Below are 14,106 nucleotides of genomic sequence, written 5' to 3'. Positions count from 1 at the left end.
ACGTTGATAACGGCTAGATGGCGCTGCTGAATACTGCAGGGGTTTGCCCTTCAATACCGCTTGGCGGGAGGTTGCCCATTTCGCCTTTTTCGTTCGGACTCGTATTCGTCCCGACATAGTCACTCTCGTTTACATCAATGCCGTAATAGCTCGACTCTTTATCTGCAGCCAATTTTTTACGGATATCCAACCCATCAATTGCCCCCGTAGCCGCTAGAGCCGCATCCGTCTGAGCAGATTTCAACTCAATATCAGCACTCTCTGCGGCCGTTGGGCTATCAAGTGGCGCCCACGTAACCGATATTTCAGTCAGCGGTAGTTCTTCGCTGCGCATCAACATGTCGTAATGGCGCTGCAAAAGTTCTTCTAAGTCGTTTGATTGGACGCTTTCCAGTTCTTCACGGTAGTTCGACTCTTCATATTCACCGGTGGCATTAAATCCCTTTGGTGTGGTACCGAGTAACTTAGTCGCGGGTACGTTTGCCGCCGCTGCGACTAGCTGGTATTGCGTCATAATGGTGGCATCTAAATCCGCTAACGAGGTATCAAACTGTTGTGCAACATCCTCTTTCCCCATCACCTGCACACCGTAGTTATCGCGCATCTCCATAAAATAAAGCATGTTTTCCTGAATGGTGTTCTTATCTGCACCTTCAGGGTCTGCCATACCGATAGTCAATAACCGTTTGGTCATTGCCAGCTGCGGCGCTTCATTGGCTGTTCGTTCCGATGCATAGACACGCTCATAGATGCGCTCTGGTACCGAGACACCAAAGTAGTTATACAGCGGCTTAAGTACATTAGGCACGGGGAATGGCACAAATTTAATAAAGTGCGATTTATGGTATTTGCGACCCGCAATCACATAATAGGTTGGGTCGTAGAAATCCATGCTGGCTGGGTCTTGGATATTGGAATCGGTTAAATCAGGCGTTACCCATTGTGGGTCAATTTGCTTGATCCCCTTGTACATTCCTTTGGACACACCATCGAGATTAAACGGATTTTCATACCACTCTTTCGGGTTTGAGGTTTCCACCACAAACAACGCTAATCGACCACCATACACTCGCCCAAAGTGAATAAGTTCTTTCAAATGATGCTGTATGCGGTACTTTTTATCGCGCTTGCGTAGCTTCTTGCTGATAGCACTGTCATCGTCATTATCGCAATCAATATCATACCCTTGGCGAATAGCATCACGAGCAGGCATATTACAGGCCTTATCCACCAGCCAATGTTTCGCAATGATGGCGCACATGTTGTTACCAATAAACATTTGTGAGGCATACCAAGCCGCTTGCGATTCAGGCACACCATAAACTTGTTCGCCTTTGAATGAAGGAACGGAAGTATCAATACTGTCCATCCCCACACCGTTAATCATCGGCTGCGGTAGAACTAACCCGTTAAATCCCTTCTCTTTTGCTAATGCAGGATACAAATCTGTGGTAAACGCTGACCGCTTCGGCGGTGCAATCTGTTCTGCAATTTTTCGCCTTTTAAACGGCCACATAGAATTACCTCTTGGTTGTAAAGAAACCGCCTTTTTTCTTCTGGTATAAATCACGTAATGCCTGCGTCATTGCATCCACCGTATCGTCATGGCCAGCAAATGGGAACGTGGTAATTTCCTCCACGGTTTCCACTATCCACGGCGCAATGTCTTTGTGTGGTAGCCACACATTGCCCGCCTCCCATTCCGCGGTGCAGGCATGAGCACGTGCGATTTTGCTACCATCGGGCTCAACAGGAATTAAGCCTGATACCGATGATTTAAGAGAGTCGATAACTGCTGGGCCATTGGCTTTGTCTTCCACCAGCTTACGGCGCCCTTCTGGGAATTTTTCCGCAAGTAGCTTCACGGCATCCTTCGTTTGAGTAAAACTCATGCGTTTTCTAATTTGATAGAGCAAATAGGCATTGGCGTCTTTCTTACCCCAAACCTGCCCCACTACATAGTCGGTACCGTCGCTGTCTTTAAAGGTCATATCCCAACTATGAATAACCTTATCGAATTTATCTGGTAGGTCTTTAGGTAAATAATAGCGGACAAACTCTTCATGGAAGATTTGACCGTCGCCCGGCTTCGGTGATTGTTGATACATGGCAGACCAAAAATAATCACCCAGTATTGCTTTGGTTTCCAACAGCTTATCAATGGGATGAAGTTCAGGTACCAACGCTTCTCCTTGCTCATTAATAGCAGGGAATGCGAGTACCTTGGTTTCAGGGGCTTTTTCTTTTAATTGGCCTGATAAATCATCGGTCGCCCACCGCGTGGCCATGATGATTTCACCGCTGTTTTGTGATAAGCGGGTCTTAAAGGTCGAGACGTACCAGTTCCAAATCGATTTTTTAACCGTCGGGCTAAGTGCTTCTTTCGAGTTCTTTATTGGGTCATCAATAATACCGAGGTCAACTTTCTTACCCGTTAATGGACCACCGACACCCGCGCATACATAACTGCCTTTGTGGTTGGCAATGCCAAACTCGTCAGAGTTACGTTTAACAACAATGCCATTTTCAGGCTTATTACCCAACCAGCTGTTAGGAAATAACGCACGATATTCAGCCGACATCATGATCCGCTGAACATCGGTATTCATATCACCGGCTAAATCAGACGAATACGACAGCGCCCCAACTCGCATGTTAGGGTATTTTCCAAAGAAATAAGCGGGAAGATAGCGGGAAACAATATCAGACTTACCGTGTTGTGGCGGTGCGCCTAATATTAACTTAGGACGCTTACCTTCCATCATATCAACCAAGAACTGGTCGAGCGCATCACATACCGTTTGAGAGAAATGGCTTGTGATGTATTCAGAGTTTATATACTGAATGAATTCATGCAAACTACGGCGTGCTATCTCCCTTTCGATCTCTTCATCAAACAAACTGAAATCGATATTCATGGTTGTACCTAATTTATAAGGGCAAAACACTCATTTAAATTGGATAAAAAATATAATAATTTAATCTAATCAACAGTTATATAAAAAACACCTTACATGTTTATAAAAAAGGCAATAATATCAATGCACTTTTAATCACAGCATCAATTATTGTTAGTTCCATAGTATCTATGAATCTAATATACTCTTATCAATAAGTATCTTCTCAACCATCCTAATCAAATAAGGATAATTCGTTATGGATGTTATACCTGCTATTTTATCTGCATTATCTTCTTTATTATGGCCATTGATTGTATGTTTTTTAATCTATTATTTTAGAAAGCATCTATTAAAGCTCATAGACACTTTCTTTGATGGCAAGTTAAATATAAAAGTCTCAGGATTTGAACTAAATTTGAAAGAAAATTCAATACAACAAGGCCACATTATTCTAGACCTACAATCTAAACTTGTTGAAATGGAAAAGAAAATAAACACATTACACCCTAATTCAGAAACAAATGTGCAATCTAATATTTCAATGAGAAAAAGGGTCTTATGGGTTGATGATAGTCCTTCAAATAATAGCTATTTGATTGAAACACTAAAAATGAATCATGTAGATGTAGATACTTCACTTTCAACAACTGATGCCATTGAAAGAATCAAACAAAATAATTTTGATGTTATAATATCCGATATGGGAAGACCCAAAGACGATCGGGCAGGAATAACTCTTACAAAAGAAATAAGAAATCTTAATATTCAAACTCCGGTTTTCATTTTCTGCGGTAATTGGGCCTCTACTAATTTACGCGAAGAGGCTAAAAAAGCAGGTGTTACTGATATAACTTCATCAGGAACCGAGCTTTTAGCAATGTTACCAATTTAATTTTTCTCTTTACTCTTTTTACTCCTCAATTTCATTAGTTGTTCAAAACTTAGGTGGCTTAGATCAATCCCAGTTGATTGAATAGGCCCACCATCAGCACCAGTTATTTCAGTCTTGTTCTTAACCATCCCTAAATGCTGTGCAACCATTTTAAGCGCATCGTCTTGATTACGAGTAATCACCTCAACACCAAACTTACCCTCTTTCACACCAGCGAATAAACGACGAGCAGCGCCAGTTAAGTCACGCGTATCATGAAAATGCGCACGACCAATACCAAAACCACTACAGCGAGGGCAATCAGGATTAGGATCAAGCGAATTGTCATAACCGTAACCACCATTATCATTTGGTATCTTTTTCTTTTTAGCCCTAGCCTCAGTAACAGCGTCTTCAAATTCTATCGCATCACGCCACTGATAATTGAAACCAAAACCCCAACAATGACGACAGCATAGCCGGCGATATTCAGTTAGCTCGTTAACGTCTGCAGTTGCAATATCCCACCACATTTTTAATACGGCATCTTGGGTTATCTCGGTTCGACGTTCTCGTTCAGCTAGCGCATCCGCGATTGCTCTTGAAACCTTAAAATTTCTATAAAGGATTGATGCTGCGATATACGCATTATTCCCCTCACATTTATAGCCGGCTCTTTTGTATGCTGCAGTTCGGTTTAAGTCAATTAAGTACTCAGTTACGAAACGTGCTTGCATATCGTTAAGCCCGTAGTTGCGCACATCAAAGGTATTTTCATCATTATGCGCATTATCTTGTTCACTACCCTGCGCAGTTGATATATCACTATCGTGTATTGCCTCTTTTGCGCATTCTTTTTCGTGCGCAGTGCGCAATTTTTTGTGCGCAGTTTTTTGCGCAGATTGCGCAGCTGGCTTTTTTATATATCGCCTTGCTGTTGCGTAATTAAGTCCCTGGTCTTCACACCACTCTTTAGGGGATATTCCTGATTTAGCATGGTCAGACAGGAACTGTTTTTGTAGCTCGCTCCAATCCGGCTTAGCCATAATATTTTCCTCATAACAAATTAAAAAACTCACCGTAGTGAGCTTTGTGATTTGCAATAAAATCCCGTTCTAAGCGAGGTGTTATCTAAACAAAAAATATAGGACCGGTATCAATAGTACAACAGAGCATACCCTGTACCAGATTATCTTTGTTACTATTTTTTTCTTTATCTTCCTTGCCTGCACATCATCGCTAGACTCTTTAATTTCGTTTTTGTGAGATTCTAATACTTCCCCTTTTACTTGCTCACTTTTTTCTAGCATCTTATGACTTCCTATTGCCATCTTTATAACTACAAACAATATAATTATTGGTATCGCAAGAAGAGCCATAACATCGAACCATGAAATCATTAGTTACCCCCTTTTTGAGAGATACTAACACTAGCTAAATATAATGAATAACGCATATTTGACTTATGTATAAGAAAGGAGATATTCATCAAAGCTCTAATCTGACCATCTGCTTGAGATTACTACCTTTTTCAGATTGTGGTCATTCACGATTAACGTATAGTGACGTCACATTCATAAACTATTATTCTCTACTTCGCCCCGATATCTGGGGCATTTTTATTTTTCCCTCACAAAATAACGTTATGTGTGGAACTGTTGCTGTAGCGTCCCCCAATCCGGTTTAGCCATCGTGTTTATCTCCTTAGCCGATTAGAAAGTCTACTTGTAGGAATAAACTTTCTGATTAGCTATTTCCCTCAAATAAAAAAACCCGCTCTAGGCGGGTTATTGCGAATTCTTTTTTATTTTGTTTCTGGAGTAGCATCTCTCATTGATTTAGGAATTTCTTTTTCACCATATTCTTCAGCTATGGAAATTATTTCCTTATATGGACGAGCATACGGACCAACTACAACTATAATGTTTTTCCTTTCTGCCTCTTCAGGCGTTAACTTCATAGCTTCGACCGTCATTATCAAAGCTACTTTCAAAGCCGCACCTGTCCATGGTAAATATTTAATTTCGTCCCCTTCACTACCTGCCATAGCAGCCTCCCTAAACACTACCCACTTACTAAATTCTACCCTACAAAAAAGACTGATGCCTTGCCTAACCAGTTTGGTATGGCTATTGATGTTAATAACAAGAGAAAACCAACTACTAAGTATTGGAAAACATAAAGCATACGGATAAATAGTTCTTTTAATATCATAGAGTGTACCCTTTATTGCTAATGTGATTAATTACCAAAAAAAGTATTAACACCTAAAATATAGCAGCTCATTTTCATTTGTCAGGTATATCTAACCATACCAACCCCATACAGATATCATGCATTAATACTAATATTACAGCTCTATACTGATAAAAATGGTAATCAAATTGTTCTGCTATAATTAAAAGTGATCTTTTGTAACTTATAACTTCACACTAAAAGGAAGAAAATATGTTGAAAAAAATCAGTTTCCTCATCTGCTCATTAGCGGTTGCTTTCACATTAACTGCCTGCAACACCACTAAAGGTGTTGGTGAAGACATAGAGGCTGGAGGAGAGGCAATACAAAGAGCAGCCCAGTAAAAAGCCTACTCTCTTACCTAACAAACTAGAGGATAAGTTTATTTTGTCCTTCTAGTGTTTTCTTAAGCTTTTAACGAGGCTCATATTCGTATTTTCTTTTCCGTATTTGCTTACACTTAGTTCATATGAAAACTTTTTAAACCATCTATGCTGATAGTGTGTTCAAACTATTGCTTTATTTTATTTTGCCCCTGAACAGGGGCTTTTCTTTGTTGTTACTTTGTATTTTTCCCTTATAAAAAACTAGTATGAGGCTGGCTATTATTTATTATTATTTTCTATCATTTACTATATCTACTCTCATTTTTAATATTGATGATAGCGTCTTCATTGAATAAAGTTGCGACTCAAATAATCCTTTTTCACTGTCTGGTAGTTTATTAAACGCTCTACTACGTATAAATTTGACTAAATATCTAATTCTTACATCTAAGAGTGCTGAATCATTTAGTAATTGTTGACTTCTGTTTTTCATACTACTTTCGTATAACCAATTACACTAATTATGAGTACTTAAAGAGTAGATATGAATTCAGATATTTCAAATTATCAATTACTGGTCATACCAAACCAAGGGCTGCTGAGAGGCCTATTCAATATCTGGCTACTAAAAAGCCCCCAATAGAGGTTCATTGTTCACTTAATCGACTATAAATTTAAATTCTTAGAAATAATTTTGCATACTTTGAAATACCGACTATGTTTAAAGAGATATTCAATTGTATAAAGCAACATCTTTTAGCCTACTGCTGTGTAGGCTTTTTTTATTTCATCACCTGTCGTTTTTGTTCAATTTTCCGTATTGTTTTCTTGGCTATCTCTAAATAGGCACCTTTAATCAATTCAGAGTAGGTCACGGTAAACACTCCGTTCTAATATAATCTTGCAGCCCTTTAATCATTTGCTCTGACTCTGCAATTCGCTCTCTGAGTAGCCAATAATTTTGGATAGCGGTGTCAGTAGGTCGGGCGGTGATTGCATCATCCAAGCTGGGGGCGGTAGTGCCTTCGGCTTTTTTGCAACTAGCTTTGATGTACACCCGGTCAGGATTACGCTCAGCAGCAATACGCAACTTATCAATTTCAATTTTTGCATTGGCTAATTCCTGAGTATGTTTAGTATCGAGTTTATGAAGGGATTGAACACGTTCTTGATAGTCTTCATTGATTTTGACTTGCTCTATCAGCTCAACAAGTAGTTCGGTATTCTTGGTATTTAGCTCACCTATCCTTTCGTGTTGTTTCCACATTCCCCATATGGCCACCCACGCAGCGATAAATAACAATGCTCTGACTTTATTCATGGCGATTACCATATAGATGATTAAAAATTAACTTGCCGCCCTTTATAGTGATCGATGGCTTTCTGGCAGCGTTTTTCTAAACTGACTTTATCAATGCCGCATGTGTTATCTGTCATACAATAAGCACCAAATACAATTATTGATATCGCAAGCAGCATAAAGAAAATTACAGCTACTATAGGTTTCCAAGGCATGAACTTTCCTCTAATTTTATTATCAGTTATCATCTTTAGGCTTTTTAGAAAAATACCTAAAACAATAAAAGGTTCCTGACATCCAAATGAAAATTTCCAACAAAATTAAATGGTCTAGTCTATCTATCATTTTTTTAACCTTAGGATGGGTTTTATTAAATGGAGATAAAGCCTTGGAAAATATCAATACTTTCTGTCACTGGCATGGTTCATCTCCTGAGCTAACAGGGAAATGGACCAACTCAACAGAAGGTTGGTTAGATGCTAGTAACTGGCATGGAAATAATTATGAGTTCATGGAAATTGAACTGGAGGTTGAAAATTATGAAGTCGAAGGGATTGTGACATCCAATAAAATAAAAGAACTTCTCCCATTTGACTTCGTTTTATTCAAAGGTAAAAAAAATTATTTCAGTAATACAATTGAAGGCGTTGCATTTGATTTCATTAATGGGAATGAAGTTCACCTTGGCGTAATGAGCCTAACCATAGATAAAAATGGAGAGCTTGTGATTTTACAAAATGAAAAGTATGCAAGTCTTTTCCCAGAAAAGGTTGTATTACGAAAAGTATCAAATACTGCCTTTGATTCTCTGAATGAAAAACTAGAACATAAAAATGAAAGCGATAAAAAATAACCACCACCCATCAATATGATTGATCCACATAGCTATACCGATAGTTAATGTAATTGCAGCCATTGCTCACTCCACAAGCATACTGCATTTTCTATCTCTCTACGCGTTATCAAACCTTTCCACGGCTTGCCCCCAGCATATATCCAGCGTTTAAGTTCATTACATGCGCCAACTTGGTCACCAGCGTTTAATTTTTTAAGTAGTGTAGAGCGCGAAAAAGCCCCTGTTCCAACGTTATAGGTAAATGAATAAAGTGCAGCCCTGGTGTAATCAGGGATATTAACTTTAATTAAGGGGTTTACTACCTTAGCTACAATTGCCAAGTCTTTTTCTAACAGTGCATCACACTCTGCTTTTGTGTAGTTTTTTGTGGGGATAATGTCAGAACCTGTGTGTCCATAACATACAGTTAGCACTCCTACTACATCACGGTAAGGCTTGGATTCATATCCTTCAAAATTAGTGACCATCGCAACAGTTAAAGCCATCAAGCCACCAGCAGCAGCCATTTGAATTTTATTTGGTATTTTTGCCACTGTTAGTCTCTCTTAATTTGAATTCTTTCCGCTTGTAGTACCAATTCACCAAGAATGTAGCGACCGTACATAAAATACCGACGATTACTGCCCATTGATCTAGTGTGAAAATACCAAATATGGATGTTAGAACACCCCATATGATTGCAGCAGGGCTTGAGTATTTTTCGTGCATACGCATATCCACCCCCGATGGAGTGTTCCTGTAAGGTCAATATTTAAATGCTTATGAAGTCAATTTATGGAAGAAAAAAGCCGCTATATCTAATAGCGGCCAATAATACGATAAAAATCCATATTAAAGTTACTATTTTCTTTTAGATAGTGACTCTATTAGTGATGCTAGTTGTTCAAGGCCATCAAAAGTTGATGGTATATTATTTTCATTGAGTTGAATATTTGAAAATATAATATTTTCGAATTTCTCTAATGCTTCACGATTATCTTTTGTTTTAGAAAAATCAGAGTAGTTATCAACAAACATACACAGATTTTTCCTCAAATTTATCTGGGTTAGTTCTGCTTTTATAGAGTTATAATTCTGTAGGGAAACTCTAAAAAAATATAAAGAAATAATAGTTAAAGCCGAATAACCTATGTATTTAAATATCATAACATCATTAAATTCATCGGCTTTTTCCGTGATTATTTTATATCCTATAGGGCATATGGAAACGAAAGCCAATAGAAATAAAATAGCTAAAGAAATCCATCGTTCTTTACTTTTAGAACTATATATATCATGATAAGCCTTTGTCAATCCAGCGAAATTATATCCAGAAGACAAATTCTCCAAATATTTTTTTAATTCATCAATCTTTTTTTGCTTAACTTCTAGATCATCTTTTATAAATTTTGATTTCTCATTAAATAAGTCTTCAACTTCCTCGTTAAAATCAGTAACCTTATTACCTATGAGAACAATCTCTTCATGTTTTAAATTTATATTTTTTTCTATTTCAGTTAATCTCTCAAAATCACTAAATTTAGAATCAAACACAAAATTCAAATTTCCGATCAAAATACTATATATATAACCAGAGTACTCATCTATTGAATATTCAAGATAAAACTTTACTCTATCTTCAAGAAATAGAAACAAATGCCTATTCTTCTTTAAATAGCGAACTCTTTCAGATAATATATCATTCAACATTCCATCAGGAACAACAATCAGGTATTCTATTATGTACCTTATAATTATAATATAAGATAACATTATATTGCTTGGTGTGTCAGTTTTTATAGCCAACCTGAAATTACCAGTAATCTTACAATACTCATCAAAGCTATTAATTCTATCTAATGCAATATCTATTGTTTCCCTTACTTCACCAATAAATTTCGCTAAACAAGACTTCGTTTCTTGATCTAAGCTAGTAGTCTCATCAATCAAAAATAATTTATACAAGGCATCATCTTTCTCTAAAAGATTTTTAATCTCTATCAATGAATTTTGATATGACTCTAAATGTCCTAATTTCCCGCTCATTACTTTCCTTAAAATACAAAAAAAACAAATCAATAAGTTAAGTATAAATGAGAAGTAAACTCTTAAGAATTTTTATATCACAAAATAGCAATATTTCCCGAAATATTTTTATCATAGTTAACAAAAAACCCAGCGCATTGGCTGGGTTAGTCGGTGAAGTTACTAAAATGGCAACTTACCTTGAAATAGTGGCTCATTGGCTCAAAGAAGTCAACACGTTCTTACTATTATTTTTCTTTTTCCACTCATTATCGCGTATTTTAAATGCATTATAGAGATGTGGGTAAATTAAATACTCTGCAGAACGAATAATTTCTTTTACCTCACGACGGCATGTGGCCATCGAGGGTTTTCGATATTCAAGCGTGCGATTTCTGCGAAGCATTTGCCGTGGCTGTGCAATACCATAATAATAACGAGCAATGGCACGGTCGGAGCTCACAAAGGCATAACGTAATAACAATAATGTGAATGCAATTCGGTCTATATGATAAATTTTATCAACCACCTTGGTGATTAACATTCCATCGTCGTCATTACACATTTCCCTTTCTGGATAATCACGCTTTTCTACAGTTGCCATAAATTCAGCAATGATACTGCTTTGGCGTTTCTCTAATCTACCGCTGTAAACCCAAGCACCAAACTTGGATAGCCAACCTTGTAACCAAGCTTCTTGCTCAGCATCAAGTACAAGCCCATCAGAAATACTTTTTATACTCGACATGCTCGCAGCTCCATGACTTCTCTTTTGGTTTGCTCAAGTAGTTCACTCTCAGTACCGTGAATTTCTTGCCATGTTTTAGGCGCTGCATGAAAACCAGTATCATAAGTAGGTCTGTGATGAGGCGGGCATAACGGTAAAACATCTTTATGGCTAGCTCTTTGCGCCATTCCCTGCCCCGTTCTTACATGATGGATTTCCGCGGGGCTTGCTCCATACCCCATATTACGGCAGCAAATGCAGCCAAGTTCTGCTACATCCGATAGCCACTGTTTATCTTCTTTAGCCTTTGATTTTTTGGTCATTGGTCTTGCCTCTAGGTAAAATCTAATAACTGAGCCGCCGCATTTTCAGCAGCTTCTTGGGTGGGGAATTTACGAAATAAAATGAAGTTCCAAAGCACATCGAGGGTTGATTTGTAGAGTTCGCCAAAGGCTAGGTCATCCATTTTGGCAAAGCTAATTGATTTGGCTACACGGCGTAGGCTACCGTCTGGCATTTCAAAGGTTTCATAATGGCCTGATTGCTCTACCACCCAATAGCGGAAAGCATCAAAGGATTTGGTTGCTGATATATTGTGAGCACGTTTCTGAGCTATCTCATCGAGATAAACATCTGCAGCGGATTGGAGAGCATCATCGTTATCGGTGTAGTAAGCGAGGAATTTAACGTAACCGCGTACTAGCTCTTTTTCTTCAGGCGAAATAGTGCCACCGGTTGGTTCCCAGTATTCATACCCTAGATTGAATAAAGCGAAGTATTTACGGTGGAAACGCGGGTTACGAGCTTTCTTGAAATCAGCAGAAAGCACATCACCACACTTGATTTTTGAATGTAAGAAATCTCTCGCAGCGGGGTTAGCCGGCACAAGAGTGTCGTTAGACATTTTGATAAAGCTATGCTGTGCCATACGTTTCTCTCAGTAGACACAGCAAGTGTTAGGATTGGGTGTTCAGACCAATGAGAGTTATTGTATCAGAAATCTTACTTTCTGCAAAAATGATAACTATCTAATTTTACATGAATAATTTTTTTATTGGCTCAATATATGGCATTATTGCTGATGAAACAGAAGCAGCCCCTCCAGCAATAGTCATTATATCTACTAGTTTCTCCATAATAATGGATTTGTCTTTAATACCTTTCATTGATTCAAGATTAGGAATCACCTTATCAATAACGTCAGCATCTACTCCTTGATTTTTTATTTGTATTAATTCAGAAATTAACTTATCAATCAATTCATTAGATTGAATTTGTAAATTCTGACTAAAATTTTCACTGGCATTTACTACATTAGCATTACCATAAATATGGTTATTAAAGGTTTGCGTCACTATTTTTTCGTCTTGTTTTGACAATTTAATATCCTCTATATTCTCTATTTTTCTTTCTATTTCCAATAAAAACCTAAGTGTTTTATTTTTTATAGAATCAATTACACTATAACAAGCCATCCTTGGTAAAATCTCATATGCTCTAGTGCAAAAGAAACCTTGATATAACCTATTGAATAGAGGTAAAGCTGACATGGGTATATCTCTTACAGGATCATCATCAGCTGAGTACGAAAGTAGACTTTCTATATATGACACTGGATAGTAAACTTTCCCTGAGCCAAAACTATCCTGTAAAAAATCTGGCAATAAATGCTTATCAATTTGCAGTGCAGAGTGATTCGCACCTGCTCTATTAGAGAAGTCCCCTCGAATTACAGTGCCTACTATGCGGTAATCAGGAATTGCATCATCACCATCATATCCATCTAACTCTAACTCAGTCCATTTAATAAATGTGTCGTTGTTTATCTTATATGCTAACACTGAACATTTACGTAAAATATCCGTTATATTTGAACTTGGATTTAAAATATCATTTTGTATTTCGGAGAAAAGAGATGGCATTATTAGCTCCTATTTTTCTTTCTATTCTACCCCCAATTTAAGCTTGTGCCACCCCTTGGTTATCCAGCACTTAGAATCACCATCAAGGCAACATTCCATCACTGGTAACCGTTCACCACATTTACCACAACAACGATTGGATAATTCCGCAATCTCGCGCTTAAGTCTCGCATCATCATTTCGTATGAGCATTTGAATATATTCACTTTCATCATATGGCTCACGTCCTGGTCTACGCAATGCACAATTACGCTTAATCATTTCATGTTCTTCAGATTCAACTTGCCACTGCGGGATAACAAAGCCAGCTTCACGCTGGCGTTTGCGTTGGGCAGCCTTGCGTTCTGCTGCTGACTTAGCCATTGGTCTTGCCTCTTCATATCATTTATATCAACTCGGTTAATGCACTGAGCAATAACGCTCAATAGATAACTCATCTACTCTAGCGCCACCTAGATTTGCCCAAAATGCTATTGTTGAAAGTACATCTTTTTCGCTTGTTGCGACAAAAAGAGTTATGAAAGACGTTTGGTTCCATAAACCACTTGCTTTATAAACCGATTTTTTCATTTTTACCCCAACTAACTACATTTAATAACCTTATGACTAAACGGCCTTATATCCGCTGTAAAGCTTGTAGTTATATGATGGGAACGATTTTATTTTTTCCAAGTGTGTGCGTTTCATACCTTCATCACCTCTCGCCAATGATTTAACCTATCTCTAAAAAATTCCCGATGTACCTCTGGTGCTTTTTCTATTTCAACCAGTATTCGTTCCCTATGAATTTTTCGATTTTTCAGTTGCCGAATTAGCCGACTAGCGAATAAATCAAGTTGCTCCAGTTTGCGATATTCTTCTGGCCATAAAGCACGGTTATGAGGAAGTCCATCAGGTAAATATTTACCCGACATAATTACCTCTGCCTTTGAGGTTTCGGCTCTGGTTGATAAGGTGCTTTGGT

At 37.9% G+C, this 14,106-nt stretch carries 21 protein-coding genes; 3 read left to right on the top strand and 18 right to left on the bottom strand.

The window, feature by feature from the left end:
- Positions 1-13: 13 nt before the first annotated feature.
- Both FVA72_RS07540 and terL read right to left on the bottom strand, forming a co-directional pair.
- Positions 14-1,516, bottom strand: coding sequence for a phage portal protein (locus FVA72_RS07540; RefSeq protein WP_110592066.1), 1,503 nt, complete (start codon positions 1,514-1,516; stop codon positions 14-16).
- 4 nt (positions 1,517-1,520) lie between these two features.
- Complete coding sequence (gene terL, locus FVA72_RS07535; RefSeq protein WP_110592067.1) at positions 1,521-2,918, bottom strand: phage terminase large subunit; 1,398 nt, start codon at positions 2,916-2,918, stop codon at positions 1,521-1,523.
- A 238-nt stretch (positions 2,919-3,156) separates the two neighbouring features.
- Between terL and FVA72_RS07530 the strand changes: the two genes are divergently transcribed.
- A complete protein-coding gene (locus tag FVA72_RS07530) occupies positions 3,157-3,792 on the top strand; it encodes a response regulator (protein ID WP_110592068.1) in 636 nt (211 codons plus the stop codon).
- Here the strand turns inward: FVA72_RS07530 and FVA72_RS07525 are convergent.
- From FVA72_RS07525 to FVA72_RS07515, 3 genes are all read right to left on the bottom strand, one after another.
- Positions 3,789-4,817 (bottom strand): terminase small subunit, encoded by a 1,029-nt coding sequence (locus FVA72_RS07525; RefSeq protein ID WP_110592069.1) that lies wholly within the window; start codon positions 4,815-4,817, stop codon positions 3,789-3,791. The genes FVA72_RS07530 and FVA72_RS07525 overlap by 4 nt on opposite strands.
- Before the next feature lie 81 nt (positions 4,818-4,898).
- Positions 4,899-5,171, bottom strand: coding sequence for a hypothetical protein (locus FVA72_RS21990; protein WP_110592070.1), 273 nt, complete (start codon positions 5,169-5,171; stop codon positions 4,899-4,901).
- A gap of 404 nt (positions 5,172-5,575) precedes the next feature.
- A complete protein-coding gene (locus FVA72_RS07515) occupies positions 5,576-5,818 on the bottom strand; it encodes a hypothetical protein (RefSeq protein WP_048607740.1) in 243 nt (80 codons plus the stop codon).
- 401 nt (positions 5,819-6,219) lie between these two features.
- On the opposite strand from FVA72_RS07515, the gene FVA72_RS07510 reads away from it, so the two are divergent.
- Entirely contained in the window at positions 6,220-6,351 is a 132-nt protein-coding gene (locus tag FVA72_RS07510; protein ID WP_048607741.1) for an entericidin A/B family lipoprotein, read from the top strand.
- A gap of 271 nt (positions 6,352-6,622) precedes the next feature.
- Here the strand turns inward: FVA72_RS07510 and FVA72_RS22210 are convergent, their stop codons facing one another.
- From FVA72_RS22210 to FVA72_RS07500, 3 genes are all read right to left on the bottom strand, one after another.
- Complete coding sequence (locus FVA72_RS22210; RefSeq protein WP_405029962.1) at positions 6,623-6,826, bottom strand: crAss001_48 related protein; 204 nt, start codon at positions 6,824-6,826, stop codon at positions 6,623-6,625.
- Between the two features lie 378 nt (positions 6,827-7,204).
- Complete coding sequence (locus tag FVA72_RS07505; protein ID WP_405029963.1) at positions 7,205-7,654, bottom strand: lysis protein; 450 nt, start codon at positions 7,652-7,654, stop codon at positions 7,205-7,207.
- Between the two features lie 20 nt (positions 7,655-7,674).
- Positions 7,675-7,848 carry a hypothetical protein gene (locus FVA72_RS07500; RefSeq protein ID WP_165119674.1) on the bottom strand — a complete coding sequence of 58 codons (174 nt, stop codon included), beginning with the start codon at positions 7,846-7,848 and terminating at the stop codon, positions 7,675-7,677.
- 86 nt (positions 7,849-7,934) lie between these two features.
- Here FVA72_RS07500 and FVA72_RS07495 point away from each other — a divergent pair, with 86 nt between their 5' ends.
- Positions 7,935-8,486, top strand: a complete 552-nt coding sequence (locus FVA72_RS07495; RefSeq protein ID WP_110592072.1) for a hypothetical protein — start codon at positions 7,935-7,937, stop codon at positions 8,484-8,486.
- Between the two features lie 44 nt (positions 8,487-8,530).
- Here the strand turns inward: FVA72_RS07495 and FVA72_RS07490 are convergent, their stop codons facing one another.
- From FVA72_RS07490 to FVA72_RS07445, 10 genes are all read right to left on the bottom strand, one after another.
- On the bottom strand, positions 8,531-9,022 hold the full coding sequence (locus tag FVA72_RS07490) for a lysozyme (protein ID WP_110592073.1): 492 nt from the start codon (positions 9,020-9,022) through the stop codon (positions 8,531-8,533).
- Positions 9,003-9,203 (bottom strand): phage holin family protein, encoded by a 201-nt coding sequence (locus tag FVA72_RS07485; RefSeq protein WP_110592074.1) that lies wholly within the window; start codon positions 9,201-9,203, stop codon positions 9,003-9,005. The genes FVA72_RS07490 and FVA72_RS07485 overlap by 20 nt, the downstream gene beginning before the upstream one ends.
- A gap of 126 nt (positions 9,204-9,329) precedes the next feature.
- On the bottom strand, positions 9,330-10,514 hold the full coding sequence (locus FVA72_RS07480; protein WP_110592075.1) for a hypothetical protein: 1,185 nt from the start codon (positions 10,512-10,514) through the stop codon (positions 9,330-9,332).
- A 193-nt stretch (positions 10,515-10,707) separates the two neighbouring features.
- A complete protein-coding gene (locus FVA72_RS07475; protein ID WP_110592076.1) occupies positions 10,708-11,241 on the bottom strand; it encodes an antiterminator Q family protein in 534 nt (177 codons plus the stop codon).
- Positions 11,229-11,543, bottom strand: coding sequence for a Ref family recombination enhancement nuclease (locus FVA72_RS07470; RefSeq protein WP_110592077.1), 315 nt, complete (start codon positions 11,541-11,543; stop codon positions 11,229-11,231). The genes FVA72_RS07475 and FVA72_RS07470 overlap by 13 nt, the downstream gene beginning before the upstream one ends.
- Positions 11,544-11,554: 11 nt before the next feature.
- Positions 11,555-12,148, bottom strand: coding sequence for a DUF1367 family protein (locus FVA72_RS07465; protein ID WP_110592078.1), 594 nt, complete (start codon positions 12,146-12,148; stop codon positions 11,555-11,557).
- Positions 12,149-12,254: 106 nt separating this feature from the next.
- Positions 12,255-13,142: a hypothetical protein gene (locus tag FVA72_RS07460; protein ID WP_110592079.1), complete on the bottom strand. Its 888-nt coding sequence runs from the start codon at positions 13,140-13,142 to the stop codon at positions 12,255-12,257.
- A gap of 21 nt (positions 13,143-13,163) precedes the next feature.
- Positions 13,164-13,505: a hypothetical protein gene (locus FVA72_RS07455; protein ID WP_110592080.1), complete on the bottom strand. Its 342-nt coding sequence runs from the start codon at positions 13,503-13,505 to the stop codon at positions 13,164-13,166.
- A 36-nt stretch (positions 13,506-13,541) separates the two neighbouring features.
- A complete protein-coding gene (locus FVA72_RS07450) occupies positions 13,542-13,712 on the bottom strand; it encodes a hypothetical protein (RefSeq protein ID WP_165119672.1) in 171 nt (56 codons plus the stop codon).
- Positions 13,713-13,825: 113 nt separating this feature from the next.
- Positions 13,826-14,056: a hypothetical protein gene (locus tag FVA72_RS07445; protein ID WP_110592081.1), complete on the bottom strand. Its 231-nt coding sequence runs from the start codon at positions 14,054-14,056 to the stop codon at positions 13,826-13,828.
- Positions 14,057-14,106: the final 50 nt, after the last annotated feature.

The organism is Providencia sp. PROV061 (genome assembly GCF_011045655.1).
Lineage (GTDB): Bacteria > Pseudomonadota > Gammaproteobacteria > Enterobacterales > Enterobacteriaceae > Providencia > Providencia hangzhouensis.
The sequence above is the reverse complement of the archived record's forward strand: the minus strand, read 5'-3'. Positions and strand labels throughout refer to the sequence as shown.